Raw genomic sequence first — 25,462 nt, 5'->3', positions numbered from 1 at the left:
CCCCCAATGGCCCTAAGCGACACTAAGGTTCGAAGCCTTAAACCCCGCGAAAAAGCTTACAAAGTAGCAGATGAGAAAGGGCTTTATCTTCAAATCACCCCAACTAATGCAAAGTACTGGCGCTTCAAATTCCGCTTTGCGGGTAAAGAAAAAAAACTCGCATTGGGCGTCTATCCTGATGTTTCATTAGCTGATGCCAGGAATAAAAGAGATGAAGCTCGCAAACTGTTGGCCAATGATGTCGACCCTAGTTTTCACAAAAAAGAAAAAAAACGTTCACTTAAGCTGTTAGCAGAAAACAGCTTTGAAAGCGTTGCCCTCGAGTGGCACATCAAGTTTTCAAACAAATGGACGCCAGATCATGCTGATCGGATCCTGCAACGACTAAAAAAAGATGTGTTCCCTTGGATCGGTAATCGCCCTATCTCAGGGATAAACGCTCCTGAGCTGTTAAGTGTGTTACGACGAATTGAAGATCGAGGTGCAATCGAAACGGCACATCGCACTCTCCAAAATTGCGGGCAAATCTTTCGATATGCTATCGCCACTGGCCGCGCTGAAAGAGATATTTCAAGCGATCTTCGAGGCGCTCTTCAACCGGTTAAACAGCGCCATCACGCCAGCATCACTGATCCTAAAGCAATTGGGAGCCTTTTAAGGGCCATCAATGATTACCAAGGCCACTTTGTTACCAAATGCGCTTTGCGCCTTGCCCCCCTAGTTTTTGTAAGACCCGGGGAACTGAGACAGGCTGAATGGGCTGAATTCAACTTTGAAACGAATGAATGGCATATACCCGCCCAGAAAATGAAGATGCGTGAAAAGCACATTGTGCCTCTTTCCCGCCAAGCGCTCACCATTTTAAATGAGCTCAAACCGCTAACCGGCAACGGCAAATATTTGTTCCCAGGAATTCGCACCCCCAACCGTCCAATGTCTAATAACACCGTATTGGGGGCTTTACGCCGTCTCGGTTACACAAGCGATGAGATGACGGGACACGGGTTTCGCAGCATGGCATGCACACTTCTTAATGAGCAAGGCTGGAATCGTGATGCAATTGAGCGACAGCTTGCCCACGCTGAAAGGAACTCGATTCGCGCAGCATACAATTACGCAGAGCACCTGCCAGAACGAAGAAAGATGATGCAGAAATGGGCTGATTATCTTGATGAATTAACAACCCTAAGGTAGCAAAAATGGATAAAAATACGGACATTGGTTTTTTAACTTTGATTTGTAAGCAAGACGAAGTCAAGCAAATTATTGAGCATCATGCAATCCATGGTGGTTTAACACTCTTTGTGAAAAAAGGAAAAAACAAGCAATACCATCAATTAACAGACGAAGATTTATATAATGTCCGCAGGAAACACCCGCATAAAGCAAAAATTATGATTTTACCGCCCGGCTCAATCAAACTGGGGGGTATTCGTTGTGAAGAGGGGGAGTTTTTAAAAATTGGGATAGATGACATATTGGTCGATCTGTCAATAGCCAGTGAATTTTTAGCTTTACAGCAACAAAACGAAAACAATTATGATAAGGATAACAATCCTTCTACTAATGAACGCTATAACAGATGGCGAATAGCAGCAAAAGAAATTAAAAATAAACACCCTCGCTTAACCAAGGAAGAAATTGCTAAGAAGGTTTTTGACAAGCTTAAGCAAGAGAATCCGTCTTATGTCACGAAGAAGGATGGCTCATACTACGAACCAACCTACATTGCGAGACAATTCACACTTTAATCCCCTTTTACCTACCGTACTTTAAAGTTGCCTCAAAGAGGCAACTTTAGGCAACTTTTGCCTCACGCTACTAGTTGATTTTTAACGTAATTTTTTTTACGGTGGGGCTCTTTTGCCTCATTTTTGCCTGTGTGATTCTTTAAGCGTTAAAAACGTTCTAAAAGGATCTTTTATGTCTAATCAGCTTCAAAGCATTTTAAGGCTGCCCGCCGTTAAACAACGGGTGGGACTTTCCCGGTCAAACATCTATTTAAAAATATCTCAGGGCAGCTTTCCGCACCCCATATCATTGGGCTCAAGAGCCGTTGGCTGGCTAAACACCGACATCGAAGCATGGATACAAATACAAATCAAAGAAAGCAAAAGCCAATATAAGAAATAACATGGCAAAAAAAGAAAAAGCCACCGAGGGTTACGCACCCGCAGCAGCTTCTAAAACAGACATCGAGATAAATAATAACGCAATTCATGCCTTCATAAAAACAGTAATTGTGTACCTCGGTATTAGAAGCCTAGTGCCGACCAATGTGGCCGATTGGTTGATTAAAAACTTAGGTTTAAAAGGTGCATGATGCAAAACGTATTAGAACAATTTCGTAACGCGATGGTTGCAGCTGGTGTTAATCCGCCAGCAACCATCGTAGCGGATGGAAAGATTCATCGCTTTCCAACTAAAAACAAAGATAGAGACAACGCCGGGTGGTATATTCTGTTTGAAGATAACATTCCAGCAGGTCGATTTGGGGATTATCGCAAAAATATAGATCAAACATGGCGTGCTGATATAGGCCGAAGCCTATCTATTGAGGAACAGACCCTATACCAAGCAAAAATGGAAGCCATACTCCAAGAAAGAAAAGCAGAAGAACATGAACGCCATGCCAAAGCTCGCAGTAAAGCTGAAAAGATTTGGAAAAAAGCTACCAAAGCACCAAATGACCATCCTTATCTTGTAAGCAAAAGAATAAAAGCGCATGGAGTACGGGTTTACCGGGGAATGCTCGTTATACCCATGCGTTATGAAGGTGAACTTCACTCATTACAATTTATAAGCCCCACGGGCGAAAAAAGGTTTTTAAGAGGTGGTCGTACAAGTGGGTGCTACTTCAGCATTGGCAAACCCGATAAGATTTTGTGCATTGCCGAAGGTTATGGCACTAATGCAAGTATTTATGAGGCAACGGGCTACGCTGTTGCTGTCGCTTTTAATGCTGCTAACCTAGTACATGTTGCAAAATACCTACGGCACAAGTTCCCAGATATCCAACTGATTTGCTGTGCTGACGATGATATCGAAGTGAAAGACAATCCTGGCCTTGCAAAGGCTACTGAAGCGGCCAAAGCAGTAAATGGTTTATTAGCTATTCCTGATTTTGAAAAAGAACGCCCCCAAGGGATGACAGACTTCAATGACCTGGCCTGCTATCAATCGCTTGAAGCGGTGGCTAATTGTTTAAAAAATGCTAAATCACCTTTCGACGTCAAAGTTGATCATAAAATAGACTTGAGCTCTCTCAATAATGAGTGGCCCGAGCTAGTACCTTTGAACACGCCTAAACTACCTAAACTCAACCTTGAAAACTTACCTACGTGGGTTGGCGGCTATGCTAAAGCATTGACTGACTTCACAGAAACACCCCCAGAGCTCGCAGCTGGAATGGTGCTTGTAAGTTGCGCCACGGCAGTTTCACGCCGCTTAAAGGTGATGGTAAAGCCGGGTTACGTAGAGCCTTGTAATCTATGGTTGGTCGTTGCGTTAGCGCCGGGAAATAGAAAAAGCTCAGTGCAATACGCTGCCACTGAACCATTAATAGCATGGGAGCGTGAGCAATCGGAAAAAATGACTCCTGAGAGAAAACGACTAGCTAGCGAACGCAAGACCATGGAAGCAAGAATAAAAGAAATTAGAATTAAAGCAGCTAAAGCAAAAGATCCATGTGACGCAAAAAGGTGGTGTGCTGAAGCTGCAAGCTTTGAAGAAGAACTTCCTGAGATACCCATTCTGCCACAACTTTGGACATCTGACGCCACACCAGAAAAGTTAGGTTGTTTATTAGCAGAGCAAGATGAACGCATGGCTTGGTTATCCTCTGAAGGTGGCATTTTTGATTTATTGCAAGGTAGGTACTCAAATGGTATACCGAATCTCGATTTGTATTTGAAATCGCATAGTGGCGATCCTGAAAGAGTCGATCGAACAGGGCGATCTCCGGTTTATTTACAAAACCCATTACTCAGTGTTGGTTTAAGCCCCCAACCCGATGTTTTACGTGGGCTGACATCTAAACCTAGCTTTCGTGGCCGTGGCTTACTAGCCCGCTTTTTATATTTACTACCACCTTCACCCCTCGGATTTCGAACATCGATGACCTCACCCATTCCCTCCAGTCTGAGTGAAGGTTATGCAAATGGGTTGAAAGCTATGTTGAATTGGGAACCTGCTGAAAATGAAAATGGCAAGAAAGTACCTCACATTTTGCAAATGAGTGAAGAAGCATATTCTGAATGGCATGCTTTTTATGATGCTATTGAAAAACTAATGCGACCTGGGGGCGATCTGGAGCATTTCACTGATTGGGCCGGTAAAGCGCCTGGGGCTGCTGCGCGTCTTGCAGGGGTGCTCCATGGAATACTTTATGCACATGGCAAACCATGGGAACACCAAATTTCTGTTGAAACAATGAATAACGCTCTAGACCTAATGGGAGTGTTTATGCGGCATAGCTTAGCGGCACTTGATTTAATGGGGGCGGATCCTAGTATTGCTTCAGCTAAACAAGTTTGGGAATGGATCGAAAGAAAAAAGCTGCCAAGTTTCACTATTCGAGAAGCATTTCATGCACTTCGAAGTGCATTCAATCGTGTTAAGCATCTTCGCGCAGCAATTGATGTACTCGAAGAACGTGGATATGTAGTGGTAGATGAACCGATAAGCTCTGGTCCAGGGCGACCACCATCACCCACAATCAGAATTAGGCCAGAAATTTTGGAGGGTTGGAAATGAGTTGGCGTAACATTCTTGGTATAAACAGCTCAACCGATACGCAGAATCCGCAAAATGTACAGAAAGAATGTATGCCAGTCAATAATGCGTATTCTGCGAGTTTTGCGTCTAAGGAATCAAAATTATTAGATGCTCTTACCGCACTCTGTCAAAACCTACCCATCACACCGAGGGAAGTCTATAAAGAGCTTTCTCAAGAGGATGTTGAGGATTGGCATATCGGTAAACTGAATACTAGTGAGTTAAGGGCCTTTGCGCGATCGCTAGTGCAATTTGAGAAGATGGGACAAGGAACGATTCCAGCTCATTTCACAGAACATGCCACTTGCAGTGGTTGTGGGCCGATTTGGCTTTGGTATTCTGGCGAGGTGTTAGGTTGTTGTTGGTGCCATGTTAGAGGGGCTGGCAAACCCATCCCTCGCCCACTCAGTGCTAAGTGCAACAAAATTGCTTAATGATTTCGATAAAATCCGAGAGATCTAATGGGTGAGAGAGGCAGTGGTTGGCAATGGAAATGGGACTAAAAAGATACAACCGATGATTATCTTACAATCGGCATTCGCTGTTGGCAGCGCAAAACGGTGTTACAGCCAAGCCAATCCTTCGTTGCATCACGGCGTAATTGCCTCTTTAGTTTAGTGTTGATTCATCCCAATACTTAGAACATTCAAATGGTGGAATATTCATGGTTGCAAATCAATAAGGACGTTTATGACAAATAAACCTGCACAAAAGCTCCAAACTAAAGAAGAAACCAAATCTGAAGAATCTCTTTTAAATTTGTATACAAGAAGAGCAGCTTTACCACATTTTCTTGGTGTAACAACTCAGCAACTCTATACCGAAGAACTCGGTTCACTTGATTTTATGGGGGCGATTAACAGACTTGTTGAAGAAGGCAAACGGATTCAAGATGGCAACTTAGTCCACGTCGAACGAATGTTGCTAATACAAGCACAAACGTTAGATGCCATGTTTAACAACCTCGCATGCAGAGCAACTACGACTAATTTTGTTGAGCCAATGGAAGCATTACTCCGAGTGGCTCTTAAGGCACAATCCCAATGTCGAGCAACTTTGGAAACGCTAGCTAACATTAAAAATCCTCCCCATATTGCATTCGTGAAGCAAGCTAATATTGGGCACAACCAACAGGTTAATAACAACGTTAAACCTGAACCAAAACCTGTTTCGCGCGCGAAAAAAATTAAAAATCAGCAAAACCAACTATTGGAGGAAAATCATGGCAAACGGTTGGACATCAGCTCGAAAGGCAAGGCAATCAAAGCTAATAAGAAATTGGCGTCCTTGGGAAAAATCAACCGGACCAAAAACAAATGAAGGCAAAGAGCGTTCTGCAAAAAGAAGCTTCAAAGGTGGCCAATTAGCTAATCTCAAGCAACTAAAAGCTGCATTAAAAGAGCAGGCAAAATACTTAAAAGAATATTTTCAGCATACCGTTTAAGCGTAATATTTTTACTTTTATAGGAAATATGGAACTTTTTTACCAATGTGCTTGTATTATATTATATAAGAAGGACGGAGAGAAAATGATTAAATTGAAGAATCGAAATAAAACTGATGATTTTGCAGCCTTTTTTATTAAAGAAACGGATTGCCAATCTATTGAAATAATGGTGTATATGCTCTTTTTATTAGACTTAAACCATTACTTTCAAACAGGTCGATGTGCAACGAATATTTCCTATAGACTAGCTAAAAATATTGAAATTGAATTTCAGCTAGAACAGCATTTAAAAGCCCTTATCAATAAAAATAACTTGGATTATGATAAAGACAAATTGAGTAAGCGAGAATTTCAAATCTTGCAACAAATAGCTAATGATTGGGCTAAAGCCGCTCCGGGTGATTTTTTAAATTACTTTCGAAGCAAGTTTAATATATCAACAGTTCAGAATCATTATGTCTCATTTAGTCAAACTCTTAAAAACACATCTGAAACAACGTATGAAATGCTAAAAGAAAACATAGAGGACCATGATAATTTCTTGAAAAATTTTTCTAGTCCAACAACCGAAGATGCACCTCAACAATGCGGCCGGGCCAAGTCTTAATTGACGATCAATTTGTAACAAGTGATGGCTCAGTATTGAAAAAATACTGCGTCGTCTTAGCACAAATAAGCACTAACAAGTATATATTGGTTAAAACCACATCAAGAGAGCGCCGATATTCTAATGCGCCCAAATGCCAACTACACCCTAATTTTCATTGCTACCACATCCCAAATGGCTCTGAACCAACCTGCTTTTCAAAAGCCACCTGGATACAGCTGGATGAATTTTATGAGACAGAAATTTCTTCAGTCATTCAAAAAGGCATTGAAAAAATTATTAGAAAAACTGATGTTATCTCTAAAGCAAATTTAAAAGCTCTATTGATTTGTGCAACGCATTCTCAGGATATAACGCCAGAACAAGAAAGAATTTTGAATACGACAATCAGCGCGCTAATATAAATTCACTGGTGCATGCACTCATGTATTTCAAGATACCTATCATCTGACACAAGGGCTACCTATCAAACCTTAATTAAAGCAGAAAATAAGATAAATGCTCTTTAATCTTTCGTTCGACCGCATTTTTCACGATGGATTGATGATGTAAGCCTACTGTTTTAGGCTCTTTAGGAGAAAATGAAAGGTGCATCAATTAAGAACATTTTTAAGATATTTTCCTTATCTATCTAAAATATCTAGAACTTTCAGAACGACATTCAGGATAAAAACAGTCAAAAACATACACTGATGCAACCACAAGCATTTATTAATTTTTAGACGTTCCCCACTTGCCAGCAAGCTTCTGTGCTTCTGAAATTTGCTCTTTACTCATTTTTTCGGAAATTTCATTTCTATATCTAGCGGCTTCAACATTACCTTGAGAAGCACTTAAGTTATACCACATATGTGCCTTTACATAATCTTGGGTTATACCTCTTCCATCTTCATACATTAATCCAAGCAATGTTTGAGCAGGTTGATTACCTTGGTTAGCGGCTTTTGCATACCATTTGACTGCTTCATAATAATTTTGAGTTACACCATCTCCAAGCTCATATTTCACACCCAAGTAGCCTTGGGCACGATCATCACCGTTCTCTGCAGCTTTATGAAACCATTGAATAGCCTTCATTATATCGCGTTGTACGCCTTGTCCATCTTCATACATTGAGCCTAGATACATTTGAGCTTCTGCATCTCCTTGGTTTGCAGCCATTTGAAAATATTCAACCGCCTTTGAGTAATTCTGGGACACGCCTTTCCCTTGGTGATACATGACACCTAAGTGAGTTTGACCAAGCGGATAACCTTGAGCAGCAGCTTTTTGAAATAATTTAACCGCTTCAATATCGCTTTGAGGAACTCCTTTACCATCATGATAAAGATTTCCAAGACAAACTTGGGCGCCTGGATGGTTTTGTTCGGCTGCTTTGCGATACCATTTCAAGGCCTCCGAATAGCTTTGAGGGACATCTTGCCCTATATCATATTGAGTTCCTAGGTAGGCTTGAGCTATTACATCACCTTGCTCTGCGGCTTTATGAAACCATCTGAATGCTTGAGATTTATCTTGAGTGACACCAGCGCCTGACTCATACATAAAGCCAAGTATACGCTGAAATTCTTTATTGCCGTTTTTTGCACCATTTATTACTTCTTTAGCAGTAGGTAATTGTTCTGATTTTACTGTGGGCAATGCCAATGCAATTGATTTCACTGATAACAACACACAAAAAACTAATAAAATTCTAAACATAGGTAATTTCTCTGTAACTCAAGCTAGGTGTAACTCAACCAATTTGGTTGGTTTTCAAGCAAAGATGGATGCTAAGAAATCCTTAGTATCGTGTCAAGCAAAAAACTAAGAATATCTTAGCTCACTCTCAAAATAATGTGAGTTATTGACTTTGACATTTAGCAAAAATTTAGTAGCAAAGCGGCTCAAGGAGGCTCGATTAAAGGCAAAGCTATCCCAAAAGAAACTGGGCATTGCAGCCGGCATTGATGAATTCACCTCGAGCGCGAGAATGAATCAGTATGAAACTGGCAAACATATTCCTGATTTATTGACCCTAAAACAAATCGCAAAAGTGTTAAATGTTCCTATCTCTTATTTCTACGCAGAAGATGATTTAATTGCCGAGATACTTATTTACACAGAAAAAATGAATAAAGTTAATCGCGCAAAACTACTAAGATACATCCAATCGTTATAAAGCAACCTTTCTGACAAATATATTTTTTGTAAATTCTATATCAATCTGTTTGCTCGACTGTATAATTAGCCAGTCATGTTTCCATCTCTGCTATCCGATAGAAAAGCATAAAAAGGAATTAATGAATGGGCACATCTACCTCGCAACCTTCTCCCATTGGCCGTACAGAGGTCGGGAGAAAATGGCATAATGTTAAACAATGCCTCAAAATTGGTGCTCCTGCTCGGGAAGTGGTACTTGCTATCAATAATGCATTTACTGCTGAATACGGAGAAAATTCTCCCCTTTTAGACAAGGGGGTAAAATTAATCATTTCACTAATCAAAAGTATTGAAAATAAACAAGTTGAGAAAATACCAACATTTATTGCCGAAGGACGACGAATTCTTGCATTAGAAGGATGTAATTCTTTTTTTGCAGAATTAGCTCTTACTTGCGCAGCAAAATCCCTTCTAAAAAATGACACAGATATTCATCAGCAGTTCACAAAAGAATATTGTAAAAAAGCCATTGATTATATTATTTCTCGTGATCTTGCTTTTACTATTGGTTCAAAAGGATTAACCAATCTTTATTCGGTTGAAGTCACATCAAAATCAATTAGCAACTATATTGACTCAATGGCTAATACCAACAAACATTTAAATTTTGAGCCAGAAGCCCTAATAAATAAAATCTTTAATTCTTTAAAAGGATCACCACTATGAAGTATCATATTATTGGTGATCGCACTAAACATAAACTTGAAATAAATGGGCAATCTATTCACTTACCTTTTTCTAATCGAAGTAAATTGCATACCGATTTATTAATGCCTGCAAAGCACTCCCCTGAAGGGAAAATCCCCCCTATCGTCCAAGATTTAATTGATGTAGCAACCATGATCTATCATGCAGATAAATTATGTAAACGAGGAGAACGAGAGCAATGGATAAGAAATTTTTCATTAGAAATTCAGCTACGTTGTCCAAAACAATTTGACAAAATAAAGTCAAAACTAATTGAGTGTCTCTCAATTCTAAGTTCAGATAATTTTAAATTCAGCTTTTTACCTGGCAAATTTAAACAACAGCCAATATTCTCCCCTGATAAGGACATTAATGACTGGGGAACATTGACAGATATAAGTTTATTGTCAGGGGGACAAGACAGTTTGGTTGGTGCATCAAGATTACTCGCAAATGGCAGAAATCCCTTATTTGTCCATGTTTTTACGCGAGACAAAGCACCTGCTGGCGAATTAAAAGACCGACTCAAAAAGCATCACAAGAGAAACAATATTGCTTATTTTAACCAAGTTATATCATCCTTAGCAACGACTCAAAAAGAGGACAATGAAAATTTCCAAGTCGAACCTAGCCAAAGACTAAGATCATTTTACTTTCTTTCTATTGCTTCAGCACTTGCATATTCCCATTCAGTAAAGAATATCTATATAAATGAAAATGGGATAATGGCTATTCATTTACCATTAGACACAGCAAGATCGTCCTCTTTTTCAACAAAGACCGCTCATCCTGCATTTCTTAAATTATTTGAAGAAATAATTTCTGAATTGTTTGAACAGCAAATGCATATTTTAAATCCATTTGTATTAGAAACAAAAGCAGAAGTAATAGAGAGAAGCAAAAAGCTAAAAATAGAAAAGCTTATGGGTTTAACTGTTTCTTGTGCTCATTCAGCAACTATAGAAAACAGTATAAAAAAGAATAAACATAAAAGAAATATATTAAATCCTTCCGCCCATAATAATCATTGCGGATATTGTTTTCCTTGTATTCTCAGAAAAATTTCAATGTGGGCAGCAGGATTAGAATTAAAAGATGTGCGTTATTGTTACGATCCTTTCATAGCTTTTGTTGATGCTGAAGCAGATGACTATGATTTTATTTATGAAGCAATGTCTGCAATTCTTGGGCTTCTAAGGATGACGACAAAAATCGAATCATCAACGGATGAAGAGCTTTTAATTGAATACCCTCAACTATTAGATTCAGCATCCAACTTAGAAAATGTTTCCGCTCATGCGTTGATTAAATTTCATAGAAAATTCGCTCAAGAAGTAAATTCATTTATCGTTAAAAAGGTGCCTTACTTAAAATTTCTTCTCGATCATAACGCCTCTCATACATTATCAATGCGCGTTAATGCCCTTCTTACTGAAGCAAATCTCGATGATTTAATTGCTGTCAATCAAAAGCGCTCAGTCACTGATGCATTTTATGAAAATTTTTTCAAAATGATAGAGCGATGGAGAATACATCTTCAGATAGCACTGTTTGAAAAAACATTCAGTGAAGCAAGTATTAAAAAAATGATGAAAGAAATTTTTCAAGAAGTTATTCCTAGAAACCAACCAAAAATCACTAAAAATGATCTTTCTCCATTGAGGGAAGGAATTTGGAAAAGGCTAAAAAGCAGGGATTGTCCACCATTTTGGGAAGCAAATAAATGACAGAAACAAAAGCAGCAGAAACATATGCAACTACTATTACAAACTTGGTTACTATTTCAGCAGCGGGCTTAGCAGGTTCTGTTGCATTATTTCAATTTTCCAGTAAGTCGTGGCTATATATTGTTTCAATTGTTTGCATGTCTGTCTGTCTGCTCGGTTGCTTTTTAACTTTGGCTGGATTAACAGGGGAAATAAAAAATGAAAAACCTAATTTGTTTATTTGGAATATTAGATATCCCTCTTTGCTTTCTTTCTTCGTGGTGGCGATAGGTTTTATTGCAATGGCATGGGGCCTCTGGACAGACAGCTCAGCAAATGATAAAAATCCAACATTATTAAAAATGCTCGAATGTCGTCAGATTAAAGAATCAGAAACGAGCAAAAAATCCACATGCTATGATTCCTATGTTGACTCATACTTAAATAAAGAACAGCTTAAAAATGCCTCCTTAGATACATTAAATGAAGAAGATAAAAAATGGGTACAACTGATTATTTTAAAGCTATCTTCTGAAAAAAAATAGTAAAATACAATGTGATGCACATACAAAAATTATTTATAATTTCAAAGGGCTATGATTTCATCATCAATTAGCCCTCAATATAGTGTGTGAATTTAAACATCTCCAACGGAAAGGTTGGCATGCAGTAACAGTACATCAACCATAATATGGTATTCATACTCATTAAGCGGCTGGCCTGCATTTAATTTACTGTAGATGCTGTTGAATAACTCATCATGCTGGTCTTTTGCTGGTATATTGTAAGGTACAAGATCAAGCGCAAGTTCGAGCGTTTTTCCCGTGAGAGGTTCATTTCTCGATAGACGTCGCTTTACATGGCCATAACTAGCCCCCCTAGATTTGCGTGCTTTTCTTCTTTCTTCATAATCCATACTCGATATAAGATCATCCATCACATAAATTTCATATTCACTCAGTGACTGCCTTGCAATCATTCTACTGCTTATATTATTTAAGAATTTAGAAAAAATATCTTCTTCATCAGCTCTATTGCAATTGCGGAGCAAGCAAATTTGAATGCTATTAAGAGCAATCTCAAGCATCTTGTCTGTAAGCGGTTCGTTTCGTTTTAGACAGTCAACAATTTCCTTTTGTTTTTTTTGCTTTTCTTCATAAACATCCATCTTGGCACCCTCATTGTTATTGAAGCGCGCATTCTACAAGTCCAATTTAGCCGTAACAAGTCTAAAAAATTCGTGATTATATATGTGCGGACTGACACCAAAGTAAAAAAATATTTTGCTCTCAGTTAAATACCCAACAAAAAGATCGCCAATTTAATGTGCGATAAACAATTCATGCTATATAATGCGTGCTCGACCCAAGAGGTATAATAAGGTTCTGGATTCAATTTAATAGCCAAGATAGATTTTAGGGGCCTTTTTGGGGGCCTAATTTAAAATAACTTTCAGATTATCTTTTTATTTCAATAGCTTAATGAACCTACTCAATTCCCGCCGCCCCACAGTTTCAAAAAAAGGCCACTCGATGAGTGGCCTTTTTTTTTTGAAACTGAAGAAGACAGGGGGAATTAAATTGCGGACATCGGACGCGGGGTGGAGCGCTTAAAAAAGCACTGCTTTTTTAAAGCGGAGCGCCCGGCCACGGATGGCCGGGCTGGGGTAAATAAAGAATGACATTGTTGCGCCAGGGAGGGCAGTGAAGCTTTGCCATACGAAGCCACGAAATCCTAAATCCCCCGCTTGTTTTCAACAAGCTGCCCCCTTTTATCAAAGTGGGCGAATGGTTCGCTATGCTCACCTTTAAATAAAGCAAATGAAGCGTCGACACCTTGGGCGCACCAGAAGTTGAGAAATTTTGTCTTACAAAGCCACGAAATCCTAAATCCCCCGCTTGTTTTCAACAAGCTGCCCCCTTTTATCAAAGTGGGCGAATGGTTCGCTATGCTCACCTTCAAATAAAGCAAATGAAGGATCAGGTATACCGATCCCACAAAACTCTAAATAACGTCATCCCGGAATTTATATTTTAATTTCTGCAACCTGGATCCCCGCTTTCTCGGGGATGACAAAATGGTTGATTTTTACAGTATTAGATTTGTGTGGATACCTCAGGGTATGCTAATGACCTTTCTTCACCAAGACAATCTAAGTAGGGTCATCGGTATACCTGTCCCTTTCTCTTTTTGGGCAATCGTACCGTGTCTGCTTCCGTAGACTCTGTCTTGTCGTCTTTTGCTTTCCTTTTAGTTAACATCACCTCTTCAGAAGGAAAATGCTCATCTTGCAGTGCCGTTGTCAGTGCTTGCTTACCATCGACCACATTATTCACCACATTTCTTAAGGAAACTCCCATATCTCTCATGGGTGTATATTGAAACTGATGATAAAGAGAATCCCATAATAACGCTTTTTCTTTTAGTGTAACCTCTTTAGCCTTTTGATAATCGATGATTAATATTTCAATGCGCATTAGTGTTTCTTGGGTAAGGCCATTTTCCTTCAAATGTGAAAGCGCTTCTGCAAATTTACCATTTGCAAGATATTCTGCTGTTTGCAAAAGCAAGGTATTACAATTTTCTAGCGATAACGATTGAAAGCACGGTCGTAACAAAGTGATGGATTGCATTTTGGTAATTGATTGTATTGAATTTGCATCCAAAAAATAAGTGTAAGGATTTTCAAGTGATTCATCTTTACTTTTTCTATAAATATCGGCTAATGCATGCGAAATCCACGGCCCACCAATATTCATTAATAATGCCATGACATAAAGTTCAAATTCTTCTTGATTTAATGCTCTTGACCCTCGTTTTTGTAATGCTTGATTTAAGGTTGCATATAATTCACCATAATTTCCTAAACTATCTCTAAATTGCTGTCTTAAAAATACGTCTTCATCTGAAAAATTAGCTTTACCTTCGATAATGTCACCCGCATTATATTGACTTAACATGACTAACGCATTGAACAATTTAGCTTGATCTGCTCGTGGAAGATTTTGGAACTTTTCTATTGCTAGCGTGCGTAGTTCTTCAACCAAGAGTTGAGGTACATCTGGAATGACGCTTTTACTATGCGCTATCCAAGTATCACCTGCGCGCGATATGCTACCTGGTAAACAGGAAGGATCATCAACGCTAAAGGCATTTTGATTATGAGCGCGGCGCGTCTCTGCTACTTTAGCAATAAAAGTCGTTTCTCTTAATTTCTGCTCTTCGATGGTACCTTCTTGATCCGTTACTAATAAATAGCTATAGGCAAACATCTCTCTGACGAGATCACTCGCCGTTTGAGTCGTCGGCGCTTCTAATCCAACTGAGTTGACGGTGAAAGCCGCTTTATGATGATTCTGTAAAGGTGGTGTCAACAAGTTAGGCCAATCTCCTCCCACTGGTGCCCACGGATCATAAGCCCTCCACGCCGTTTGCGCCTCGCTTTGCGTGCTATTAAAAACCGTTCTCGCTTGTGCCATTGTTTCTTCATCAGAGCCAAATAGTAAACGTCGTTTAGTATCACTATCCAACGAATCAACATATTCAATAACTCGACTCATTTGTGAGTCATCTTTACTCTTTTCCTTCGCTTCTTCCATCATCGCATTAAGCAAAAGCATTCTGATTTCTATCTCAATTGGATATAAACGTAGCCTTTCATACTTTTCTTGAAAATGAGGTTTTATTATTGCCAAATAATGTTTTCTAACAGCATCAATACGTTGTTCATCATCCACATTATTAAATCTTTCACGATTACGTTCTCTTTGTGCCTGTTGATATTTATGATTAGCAATTAATTGTTCTGTATAGAGAATTCTAACCGCTTCTATTATCGAAACAGATGCACCTTGTTTTTCTAAATACAGAATAGGTTGATGAAAGAAATCTTTTAAACAGTTAACTTGTTCCTCTGAAGCAATATCTTTTAACAACCAAGATAAAGGTACCCCGTATAGTGTCAGCGTCTCGCTCACCACAGATCGATATGCTGGGAATTTTTCAAAAAAACGGATAAGATTATGGTTGTCACCATCTGAAAACAGTTGTTGTTTGACTTCAGGAATATGGAGTAACTCTTTAACGATTCCGCCATTAAGATTGATTGATGCGGCTTTATACAAGATGAAATTATTTTCCACATTAACATTTTTTCTCACCGCAGGAACGGTTAGTAACATTTTGACAATATTAACATTTCTGCATTGAGCTGCGATATTGAGTACAAAATTATTTGACACATGTGCTCTCGCTCGTACCTGAGGCTGCATTAATAATATTTCTACTATTGCGGGATGACCATTTATTATTGCTTGTCGAAGGGCATAATTATTATCACTATGTGCATTTTCATTGATTCTTGGGATGGTTAATAATAATTTCATTATTTCAATATTCCCAGAAGCAGCTGCAAGTGAAAGTGAATTTAATTGAATACTGCTCCTAACGCTAAGAATAGCCAATAATTTTTTACAGACGCTCACATTGCTTTCTTTTATTGCAACATTAAGTATCGCTTGAGTTAATATCTGTGTATCAGGCCGTTCAACAAACATATTAAGATAACATTGTAAATGCTTGTCGTTTAATAGAACCGTTTTAATTAGAACATCTGTAAGATTAGGAAATTTTACAAAAAACTCAATGATATTATTTCCCTCAACTTTCATCAATCCTTGTTGTACATTGGTATTCTCCAACAAGCTCATAATTACATCTAACTGTGATCGAAACATAAATCCTGGATGTAACATTTCGAATAGTATTTCATTGGTCATTTTTTGCGACACATTAGGATGTAATAATAAGGCTTTTACAATTTCCCAATGCGCATTCTTAGCTGCAATCAACAAAGTTCTATTATTCTTTGCATGAGCGTTTTTTGCCACTTGAGGAATAGCTAGCAAGAGATTAACCATCCCAATATTTCCTGCCTGGGCAGCTAAATAGAGCGCTTCATTACTTTGTTTATGAGCATTTTCTTTCACACTTTCAACTTCTAATAATCTTAGTACGAATTCAACAGGAGCATAAACAAAGTGACAAAGCTCATTATTACTTTTTACTTGGAACGATTGTTTCACTGCAGGGATCGTCAATAAAATTTGAATGATTTCATAATGGTTATTAGCGATGGCAACTCGCAGTATTTGATTATCGACGAGATGAGCATTGGCACTCACCGCAGGTATCGCTAATAGGACTTGTACGATTTGTGTATGTCCTTTTTGAGCCGCTAAGCGCAGTGCTTCATTATTTTTAACATGCGCCGTTTCCTGAACATGAGGTAATGCTAGCAGAGTGGTAACCAGATCAATTTGACCATCATGGGCAGCATAGTGAAGTAGCAAATTGGCATTAGCATGTGCATTACTGCTCACAGTAGGGATCTTTAATAATTCTCTTATCAATTCGTGCTCATGATTTTGAGCACAGCGAAGGAGTACTTCATTGTTATGAAGATGAGCATTTTCTCTTACTGCCGGAATCGCTAAGAGCATTGCGACAATGCGAGGCTCGCCTTTGTCAACGGCTAAACGAAGGATGTCATTGCCATTACCATGCACATTCTCATAAATTTCTGGAATACTTAATAAGGCATTGACTCTATCAATATCCTTTTTTTGAATCGCAGAATAAAGGGATGCTAAAGTAGGTGGTGATCTCTTGGGCATAATACTTTCCAAAGGCAATGTTCGAACCTTTGCAAAGGGTAACCATTCTCAGCAATATGTAAAGCTATTCCCGACAAAATGACATTCTTGATAACTTATTTACGATAAGTGCATCAGCACAGATGAATAGTTAATTAATGTGCCCAAAATCTCCCTTTATTTTGTGTAAATTTACAATTAAAAACTAAATTTACACAATTCTGAATAATGGACCTAAACAACCCACTCTAAACCCCAAATTCTTGCTTAATAGTAGCATTCACCTTTTCATAAGCGTCATTAAGCAAAGGCTCTCCATGTGCACTCAGAAGATGTTTAAAAGACATCAATTTTAATCTGGCAAAATCTTGAGCTTTAATATTGCAGGCTTGTTGCCAAATTTTAGAAATGGTAGCTTCGCCTAAAAATCCTAAACTTGCATATAATTTCCCCGTTTCTTCACTGAAAAACGGATCGATGCTCGTCCAATTTTTAATACTGTCGCAGGTAATAAGGATACCGCCCTCTCGACTTACATGCAGGATGGCTTCAGGGTGCGTGGAAGTTTCAAATATAAACAAAGCACAATCTGGAAATGGCATTTTACCATGAGAGCTAAGCTCAATATCCTTCACCCCATTTAAAGCCCACAACTTTGCCTGATACCTATCAAGATAAAATGCATCGTGCCTTCCATGAAATGCCCCTATTCTCACCACGTTAGTGACTTGGCCTAAATTATCAAGGGCTGCAAGACCATTTTCATTCAATCTAACGGTATTAATCAGCGTTAATTCATTACCATGCTTTACTATGACCATATTACAACTATGTTGTAGCACGACGCCCTCATGGATAGTAACATTAGTGCCCATGACAAAAAATAGATTAGGAAAAACTTCCTTAAGTTCACCATGCGGCCAAGCTGGAGAATATTGAGTCATTCATTTACCTTTTAATATTTTTAAGTTTCAAACTATTTTCTCAAGGATTACTTAATTATGGCAAATAAAACCTCCCCAGGTAGTCAAAGTTACGCATTAGCAACGGGAAATGATGGCGCAAAACGCTTAAGCATACAAAACAATTTATTGAGTCCATTCTCTCAAGACTTATTAGCAAAGGCTGGACTAGCCAAAGGAATGCAGGTTTTTGATATCGCTTGCGGTAATGGCACAATGACATCGTATTTAGCAAAAACGGTTGGCTCACAAGGACATGTTTATGCTATTGATATCAGCCAAGAACAATTAAACGTCGCAAAAGAACAGATTGCTGCAGAAAAATTGACCAATGTGACTTTCATCCATGCCGATATCATGGATCCTCAAATCCTACCCCAAAATAAGGCTAATCTAATCTATGCTCGATTTCTGTTAATGCACTTAACTGAACCTGTTCAAGCGGTACAGCACATGAAATCGCTTTTAGTCTCTGGTGGCAAAGTTGCCTCTGAAGAAGCAACTAAAAATACTACCTTTAGTGCTTACCAAACGGCTCATTTTGCCGATTACATCGATAGTGTAATAAAACTCGGCGCCAGCTTAGGCGTGGATTACAACATTGGAAGACGTTTATACGATATTTTCCAACAAGCTGCATTCTCAAACGTGGAAGTCTATTATCAACAAAAAGACATGACGATTGAGGAAGCAAAAGCTCTATTTTCACATTCTTTGCAAGAACTCAAAAATAAGCTGCTTCAAGCTAAGCTTGCAACGCAAGATAAGATCAATCTGTGGGAACAGCTTTTTGCTAATATTCCTTTGGAAGATAATTCTTTATTATTTCGATACGCGGAACAAGCTTATTTAATTGCGCAAAAATAATTCGAATGGTTATACCATAAAATATGACATCGCTCCCCTATCGTTGATGAGAGCGGTGTCGACAATTTTATCACGGACAAGACATTCGATTGAGAGAGGATGGAGCCTCTTCCAATTTTTCTTTTATTGTCGGGGATGAATGCAAGAATGCCTTATAATAATTTAACAATTCACCCATGATTTCATAATGATCTTTCATTCCCGCTTTTCGAAAAGAATCCACATAACGAATATTTTCATAGTCACAAATTCGCTTTAAAGCATTTTCAAACTTATCAGCACTAATAGTAGAATTGTTATAATGTAAATACATTTTTCCCGGTCGTTCTATTGGGTAATGACGTAAATTCGAATTTTGATAGATAACATTGGTATTGCTGATAAGGCTATCTTCTGGAAAACTTGCTTGATAGAGTGTTAATAATTTACCCATTATTTCATAATGATTGGCCATCGCTGATTTTCGAAACGATTCAATAGGATTTAATCGATAATATTCACAAATTTGCTGTAACGACATTTCAAGCTCAGCATCATGTGTGAAATATCCTTTTTCAAATGCAGGTACTAAATAGATTTTACCAGGACGTTCTTCATATTCAGCAACCTTGGCGCCTTCTAAGATTCTTTCAGAGTGGATAGCAAAAGCGAAATGATTGTGCTTCGATGTGCGCAGTTGATAAAGACCGTCAAGACTCATGAACATGTTCTCTAAAATGTTTAAATGAAATAATGAATTGATTATATTTTTTATGGCACATAAGTAACTTCATTTACGACAAAGGTAAGTGATTTTCAGATGGCCACACTAATAGCAACAATATAAGCAAAATTCCTAGCAAGGAAAAGTGTTATTGTCATGACTACGCTTCTTTACTGTAGCGTAATTCTCCCGCAACATAGGTCGCTTGTACAGCTCTGTCATCTCCCATCATCATTTGAATGAATAACGCTTCCTGAATGTCTTCTGCAAACTGCATACGATATTGAATAATCGGCGTAGATTTCATATTCAGCACAACAACATCTGCCTCCATGCCAGGGGCAATGCTACCGACTTTATCTTCAAGATACATAGCCCGTGCGGTGCCACGGGTTGCCAAATAAAAGGCATGGCCTGCAGTGAGTTGATTGCTGTTAAATTGTGCTGCTTTATAAGCTTCACTCAAGGTTTGTAATATTGAAAAAGTGGTACCCCCGCCCAAATCGGTGCCCAGCCCAACTCGTACCGGCCTGTCATTTTGCATTGCGCGATGAATATTAAAAAAACCACTGCCAAGAAAGAAATTGGATGTCGGGCAATGTGAAATAGCAGAACCTGAGCGATGCATACATTGCATTTCATCATCATTAAGATAAATACCATGTCCAAAAACGGCTCGAGGACGACATAATTTGTGATAATCGTAAACGTCAAGATAATTTTTACGTTCAGGGAAAAGCGCTTTGACCCAAGCCACTTCGTTTTTGTTTTCCGACACATGGGTTTGCAGATAGCAATCGGGATATTCACTCCAGAGCGCCGCTGCAGATTCGAGCTGCTCTGCTGTGCTGGTGGGAGCAAAACGAGGGGTAATGGCATACATCAATCGGTTTCGACCGTGCCATTGATTGATTAGCGCTTTTGAATCATCATAGCCAGTCTGCGTGGTATCTAATAAATAGTCTGGCGCATTACGGTTCATCAGCACTTTACCGGCGGCTATGCGCATACCAAGACGTTCTGCTTCTTCAAATAAGGCATCGACAGATTGTGGAAACACTGTGCAATAAACACAGCTTGTAGTGATACCATTTTTTAGACATTCATTTAAAAAGACTTTGGCAACAGCACTTGCAAATGCTTTGTCAGCATATTTACGCTCAATGGGATAGGTATAGTTGTTAAGCCAATCTAACAGTTGTGCACCAAAAGCAGCAATCATCGGTATTTGTGGAAAATGTACATGGCTATCGAGAAATCCAGCTGAAATAAGCGAATCCGATCCATAGTTCTTGATCGTTATATCCTGAGGTAATTGCGACTTAATTTTATCTGCGGGACCAAAGTGAGTAATGTAACCGTTAGCAAATGCGACAATGGCATCGGGCTCGTAGATCATCGTCTTTTCTAATCCGTCTTTAAAGGCATCACCTTTAAAAGTGAGCACGGGACCTCGAATGGCATGGCTTGGTCCTGAGAGCTTGATAGTCATGCGATTCTTTTCCCCTTCCTTATAGGATTAGCGCCGCATTGAAGTATAGTTGAGGAATGGCCGATTAATCCATAGGCCGCTATTGCAGCCTATGGTTCTCGTTTCTAATGAGGTTGGGCAGATTGCTTATTTCTATCACTTTTTAACCTGTCGCAATTTAACAACGCTTTTGCTTCAGGAACCGTTGATTCCTCTAACCATTTCTGCAAATCACCATTGAATGCGGCATATTCCTTCATTTGTAAATTTGAAAAATGAATATCTGCATTGTGCTTATTGATTAATGTGGCAGCAACTGCATAGTCGCCTTCTAAAATCACCCGCGCTAACGAAGCCGCCGAAATTTCTTTAGGTACTTGGTTATGCAACAGCTTATCGAGTAATACCATGCCCGTTTCTGAATTACCCATAATGAAAGCCGTTTCGACAAATCCCTGTAAGTCTTCTGGTGTAAAATCTCTTCCATCGATTCCTTTTAAGCACAAGGTAGGTTGGATCATCTTGGGTTGCTCTTGACGATAGTGATTATAGCCCCAGTAATTATAATTCGCGTTAGGGTCTACCGGTGCAGGAATCGGTGCAAGTAATTGAGGAATCATTTGATGATTACCTGTTTGAGCGATGAAATCGAACAATGAAGTACCCAATAATTTCTCAATCTTTATTTGATCGAGAAAGCGTTGTCTTAAACCATAGTTCATTAGTGATTGAAGCATTGCATTGATAGTTATCACCGATGGATGAGTGCTATCAATCCCTCCTTGGTGCAATTTTTGCAAATGTTGCGACAACATCGTAAGCATTTTCATCAAATCATTTTCACATACAAAAGTCTTATTGAAATTTGCAGAAAATGCATTTGCCATTTTAGTCATTGCATTTAAATCAAGATCTTCTCTGCTGGGTGTCAACACAGGCAAAATCGAAGCCAAAATGGATATTGGATTAGTTGTAACCGCATTAACAAGATATGATAAATTGATAACAACCTCTAGATCAAAACGAGGCGGTAATGCTTTAAGATGATTTTCCCAAGTCATCATAATTTGCGCTATCGCATCATGAGTATGATGGCTTAAATCAGCAATAAGATTACCTATGGTTTGTGCCATTCCTTCGCTAATTGGTTTCATTTCGACGACAAGAGCGATTGCTTTTTGGATAATAGTTTGCAAAATTGCAACATCATCTTCTCTGCTTGATGAAAATTCATTATGCGTAGCAAACGCTAATAATAAATCATCTCTTAATGCACTCATCGTAGCAAAATCATCATTCTTTACAGCATCCTTCATCAAATTCAAGATATTATTGGCTGCATTTTCAAGAAAGAATTGTGTCATAGGCTTTTTATTATAAATTTTCTCACTCGCTCTGAAAGCTTGCGCATCGGTTATCAGTTTACTCATTCTGCCTTGCTCTAATACTAACAGAATGGCCTTTTGCGTTTTTGTTATTGCTTGATTATCTTTTTGATCACTTTCTAGCAAACGAGTCATTTTTTGCATTAATACGGCAAGTAAATAAGCATCAGGAAAGCAAGTACGTTCAGAAACAACTGGAGGAAGGCTCGCTAAATGTCTTATAGCCGTTTCTTCATGTTCAATAATATTGCAATAATTCTGATAACGTTGAGTTTCTTTAATTTCACTGACATTTTCAATCTCTACATATTCTATAAAATCTGCATTCAGTGCTTCTTTAGAGGGAATATTGGTGCCATGAGTCAACATATAAGCAGCCATTTTCCAATGTTTATTTTTTAAAGCATAAACCAGACAATCTTCATCAAAAATGAGAGCCAAATCAGTCGCCTCATATCCAGGTAAAATGATTGGTAATTCTGATTCAAGCTTTGCTAAATCACCTTTTTTCGCCATTTCACGCAATTCTTCCCAAGCAAAATATTCTAACAATGAAGTTCTGGCAGAATCACTGTCAACCATTTCCATAATCCCATTTTCTGCGATTGCCACAGCCAAGGGAATGCCTAATAAATCACTAGTACGTTTATATAATATTATTTGTAATTTTTTGTTTATATTATTATCTCTAGCTAAGATATTATTGAGCTTTTGTGCATCATTTTTAGTAAAGTGCTTTATTAATTCAGCAAGTAACCCTGCTTTATCAAGCGGAGGAAATTCCTTATTTTGCGTGTCTATATTTTTTTTAGTTAAAATTGTGTGCCTGTGCACATCAAAATCCGAAATTTTTGTTTTAGTAACATAAGACATCGTTTGAATCATATAAAGGTTTGATAAGCAATTAAGGATTGATTCATTTGCTCTTTCTAAAAACTCTTTTGCATAAAGATCTCTAATGGATTGAATACTAGCAAGTGGATTTTGTTCAAAAGACTTATTTAAATACTCATACAGAGGATAAATCAGTCCTTTATCCATTAATATTTCTGCGGGTTGTGCTAAATATTGTTCAACCCCTGCAAAATAAACACCTTGTGCAGCAAGGCGATGAATAAATGGCTTATATTGCTCTATCATGCTAAACCCATCGCGATGAGCGGGTAGCGAAGGAGATTTTTCAATTATTTTAGCGAGATTCTGTGGTGTTAAAAGTGTTGCTTTGGCAGCCACTTCACCATAGCGTTGATGATACTGAGAATAGTAGTTTTCAGCACTTTGAAGATGGCCATTATTTAAAGCCGCGATAAAACATTGAATTAACATTTGATTTCCCCTAATGAATACCGAACCTGGTAGATAGCTAACAGACTACGTTTTTTACATTATCAAATGTGTCAGGAATATTTTTGTTTGGATGAAGGGAGTGACTAATGGGAAGATTGCAAAAATAGCAATAACCCGTGTGCTAGCACGCATTTGGGGTTTAGACGAGATAAGGGATATTTTACTATCCCTTATCTCCATTTTTCTGTGCTCCTCGCAGATTACAGCATCTTTTTTCTTCTACTTTGCATCGCATTGGTAACGTCATGATTGAAATCTTCATAGCGACAAGCATCACTTAAAGATAAATTACTTTTCAAGTAAGGGAGCCACCCTCTGGCTGATTGTATTGTATTTACTTCTTCGACGGGTGCTTTCGCCTTATCACAAGCTAAAGCTTCAAATCGATAAGCGGCATTAGCCTGTTGACTGGACTTAACTTGATAGCCAATACCATACCTATCCGCCAGGTTATTTCCGGCCATTCCGCCAAGCATTCCAGCACCCGCAGCTAAAAGAAAACCTGCTCCAAAAAAATGAGCAGTAAGCGCAAAGAGAGTGATACCTGCTAATATTACACCATGTCGTTCCCAACTATATTCTTGATTCTTTGACATGGCATCTGGATGCACTGGAGTAAAAGTGGTCTTAGAGGTTATATCACAGGTGGTAACATCATCCGTATTTGCTCCAGAAGAACTAAAATAATCGGGTAAAAAGCGATAAATCCTTTTGCCTTTGGCTTTCTCATCTTTAACAACATGCGCTAACATTTTCGCTATCTGTCGCCCACCCATATTACTTGGCTCTATTTGACCTTCATAATTCTCGCTAAAATGGGGATTCAATGAAGAAGTCACATCTACCACGCAGATATTGCGTTTTCGCATACTTTCATCAGTACTGATAAATTTAAGAATACCGTTATAAGCATCTTTCATCACCTCAACGATGGTATCTTGTGCTCGGCCCTTGCCTAAAGCTTCTCCCATTTCAGACATAAAATCGTAAATATTACGATTGATCAGCATTTTCTGATTAATCGCAGGGTAATATTGTGTCATTAAGATAATCTTCGCTTGAGGATTACGTCTTGTAATTTCTTTAAGAATATTTTGATAATCCAGCTGCATTTTGTTGAATACTTTTGGATATTCATTTTTAATATACTCTTTTCTTTGTTCTTTATTACCAGAATTTAAAGCATTTAACATGAATTCTCTTAAGTTATTGCCGCCAATGCTTAAGATAATATGATCGGCATTTTCAAGTTCTGGTGTTTCCATCGGTTTAAACATTTCATGAGGAAAAAATCGATGGATTCCTCTGCCAAAGACTTTATCTTTGTAATCGCCGTTTAAAATACTTTGAGTGGTAAATCCGTCATTCGTTCTATCGACGATATCAATATCGGGTAGTTGCGCTGATAAGTTTTCTACGACCGATTTAGACTTAAATGGATTAAAGAAATCGATGAAATTAATGACTCCAGACACAATGGGAGCAAAACTAGACAACATGCTATTCGCAAATAGATGGTATTTCTCTTTACCCAACCAAACACGATTATCTATAGTCGAGTCACCTAGTATCAGAATTTTTTTTGCATTCGATGGCATGATTCCCTCTTGCTTTACCACAGATATTGGAAAATACAGGAGGGAAATTA

Annotated in this window: 22 protein-coding genes; 14 read left to right on the top strand and 8 right to left on the bottom strand. The window is 38.4% G+C overall.

What is annotated here, in order from left to right; genetic code table 11:
- Positions 1–6: 6 nt before the first annotated feature.
- From HT99x_RS03290 to HT99x_RS03250, 9 genes are all read left to right on the top strand, one after another.
- Positions 7–1,194: a phage integrase central domain-containing protein gene (locus HT99x_RS03290; RefSeq protein ID WP_075065687.1), complete on the top strand. Its 1,188-nt coding sequence runs from the start codon at positions 7–9 to the stop codon at positions 1,192–1,194.
- 5 nt (positions 1,195–1,199) lie between these two features.
- On the top strand, positions 1,200–1,751 hold the full coding sequence (locus tag HT99x_RS03285; protein WP_075065688.1) for a hypothetical protein: 552 nt from the start codon (positions 1,200–1,202) through the stop codon (positions 1,749–1,751).
- A gap of 172 nt (positions 1,752–1,923) precedes the next feature.
- Entirely contained in the window at positions 1,924–2,133 is a 210-nt protein-coding gene (locus tag HT99x_RS03280) for an AlpA family phage regulatory protein (RefSeq protein WP_075065689.1), read from the top strand.
- Between the two features lies 1 nt (position 2,134).
- The gene (locus HT99x_RS03275) at positions 2,135–2,323 is read left to right on the top strand and encodes a hypothetical protein (protein ID WP_075065690.1); all 189 of its coding nucleotides are present in this window, start codon (positions 2,135–2,137) and stop codon (positions 2,321–2,323) included.
- A complete protein-coding gene (locus HT99x_RS03270; protein ID WP_200957104.1) occupies positions 2,320–4,755 on the top strand; it encodes a DUF3987 domain-containing protein in 2,436 nt (811 codons plus the stop codon). Before HT99x_RS03275 ends, HT99x_RS03270 begins: the two co-directional genes overlap by 4 nt.
- Entirely contained in the window at positions 4,752–5,210 is a 459-nt protein-coding gene (locus tag HT99x_RS03265; RefSeq protein WP_075065691.1) for a hypothetical protein, read from the top strand. The genes HT99x_RS03270 and HT99x_RS03265 overlap by 4 nt, the downstream gene beginning before the upstream one ends.
- Positions 5,211–5,466: 256 nt before the next feature.
- Positions 5,467–6,096, top strand: a complete 630-nt coding sequence (locus HT99x_RS03260; protein ID WP_075065692.1) for a hypothetical protein — start codon at positions 5,467–5,469, stop codon at positions 6,094–6,096.
- Positions 6,097–6,305: 209 nt separating this feature from the next.
- Positions 6,306–6,830 carry a hypothetical protein gene (locus tag HT99x_RS03255; RefSeq protein ID WP_075065694.1) on the top strand — a complete coding sequence of 175 codons (525 nt, stop codon included), beginning with the start codon at positions 6,306–6,308 and terminating at the stop codon, positions 6,828–6,830.
- Entirely contained in the window at positions 6,809–7,234 is a 426-nt protein-coding gene (locus tag HT99x_RS03250; protein ID WP_075065695.1) for a hypothetical protein, read from the top strand. Before HT99x_RS03255 ends, HT99x_RS03250 begins: the two co-directional genes overlap by 22 nt.
- Before the next feature lie 307 nt (positions 7,235–7,541).
- On the opposite strand, the gene HT99x_RS03245 is transcribed toward HT99x_RS03250, so the two are convergent.
- Entirely contained in the window at positions 7,542–8,492 is a 951-nt protein-coding gene (locus tag HT99x_RS03245) for a tetratricopeptide repeat protein (protein WP_259565350.1), read from the bottom strand.
- 190 nt (positions 8,493–8,682) lie between these two features.
- Between HT99x_RS03245 and HT99x_RS03240 the strand changes: the two genes are divergently transcribed.
- The 4 genes from HT99x_RS03240 (at position 8,683) to HT99x_RS03225 (ending at position 11,970) form a co-directional block, all read left to right on the top strand.
- Positions 8,683–8,991 carry a helix-turn-helix domain-containing protein gene (locus HT99x_RS03240; protein ID WP_075065833.1) on the top strand — a complete coding sequence of 103 codons (309 nt, stop codon included), beginning with the start codon at positions 8,683–8,685 and terminating at the stop codon, positions 8,989–8,991.
- Positions 8,992–9,116: 125 nt separating this feature from the next.
- Positions 9,117–9,698 (top strand): hypothetical protein, encoded by a 582-nt coding sequence (locus tag HT99x_RS03235; protein WP_075065697.1) that lies wholly within the window; start codon positions 9,117–9,119, stop codon positions 9,696–9,698.
- Entirely contained in the window at positions 9,695–11,446 is a 1,752-nt protein-coding gene (locus HT99x_RS03230) for a 7-cyano-7-deazaguanine synthase (protein WP_075065698.1), read from the top strand. The genes HT99x_RS03235 and HT99x_RS03230 overlap by 4 nt, the downstream gene beginning before the upstream one ends.
- Positions 11,443–11,970 (top strand): hypothetical protein, encoded by a 528-nt coding sequence (locus tag HT99x_RS03225; protein ID WP_075065699.1) that lies wholly within the window; start codon positions 11,443–11,445, stop codon positions 11,968–11,970. The genes HT99x_RS03230 and HT99x_RS03225 overlap by 4 nt, the downstream gene beginning before the upstream one ends.
- 92 nt (positions 11,971–12,062) lie before the next feature.
- Here the strand turns inward: HT99x_RS03225 and HT99x_RS03220 are convergent, their stop codons facing one another.
- From HT99x_RS03220 to HT99x_RS03210, 3 genes are all read right to left on the bottom strand, one after another.
- Positions 12,063–12,593 (bottom strand): hypothetical protein, encoded by a 531-nt coding sequence (locus HT99x_RS03220; RefSeq protein WP_075065700.1) that lies wholly within the window; start codon positions 12,591–12,593, stop codon positions 12,063–12,065.
- A gap of 994 nt (positions 12,594–13,587) precedes the next feature.
- A complete protein-coding gene (locus HT99x_RS03215; protein WP_075065701.1) occupies positions 13,588–17,100 on the bottom strand; it encodes an ankyrin repeat domain-containing protein in 3,513 nt (1,170 codons plus the stop codon).
- 227 nt (positions 17,101–17,327) lie between these two features.
- The gene (locus HT99x_RS03210; RefSeq protein ID WP_075065702.1) at positions 17,328–18,023 is read right to left on the bottom strand and encodes a hypothetical protein; all 696 of its coding nucleotides are present in this window, start codon (positions 18,021–18,023) and stop codon (positions 17,328–17,330) included.
- Between the two features lie 57 nt (positions 18,024–18,080).
- Here HT99x_RS03210 and HT99x_RS03205 point away from each other — a divergent pair, with 57 nt between their 5' ends.
- A complete protein-coding gene (locus tag HT99x_RS03205; protein WP_075065703.1) occupies positions 18,081–18,908 on the top strand; it encodes a methyltransferase domain-containing protein in 828 nt (275 codons plus the stop codon).
- Between the two features lie 70 nt (positions 18,909–18,978).
- Here the strand turns inward: HT99x_RS03205 and HT99x_RS03200 are convergent, their stop codons facing one another.
- From HT99x_RS03200 to HT99x_RS03185, 4 genes are all read right to left on the bottom strand, one after another.
- Positions 18,979–19,608, bottom strand: coding sequence for a hypothetical protein (locus HT99x_RS03200; protein WP_075065704.1), 630 nt, complete (start codon positions 19,606–19,608; stop codon positions 18,979–18,981).
- A gap of 163 nt (positions 19,609–19,771) precedes the next feature.
- The gene (gene guaD, locus HT99x_RS03195; RefSeq protein ID WP_075065705.1) at positions 19,772–21,103 is read right to left on the bottom strand and encodes a guanine deaminase; all 1,332 of its coding nucleotides are present in this window, start codon (positions 21,101–21,103) and stop codon (positions 19,772–19,774) included.
- A 104-nt stretch (positions 21,104–21,207) separates the two neighbouring features.
- Complete coding sequence (locus HT99x_RS03190; protein ID WP_075065706.1) at positions 21,208–23,793, bottom strand: hypothetical protein; 2,586 nt, start codon at positions 23,791–23,793, stop codon at positions 21,208–21,210.
- 221 nt (positions 23,794–24,014) lie between these two features.
- Positions 24,015–25,412: a hypothetical protein gene (locus HT99x_RS03185; RefSeq protein ID WP_075065707.1), complete on the bottom strand. Its 1,398-nt coding sequence runs from the start codon at positions 25,410–25,412 to the stop codon at positions 24,015–24,017.
- Positions 25,413–25,462: the final 50 nt, after the last annotated feature.

The organism is Candidatus Berkiella aquae (genome assembly GCF_001431295.2).
Taxonomy (GTDB): Bacteria; Pseudomonadota; Gammaproteobacteria; order Berkiellales; family Berkiellaceae; genus Berkiella; species Berkiella aquae.
The sequence above is the reverse complement of the archived record's forward strand: the minus strand, read 5'-3'. Positions and strand labels throughout refer to the sequence as shown.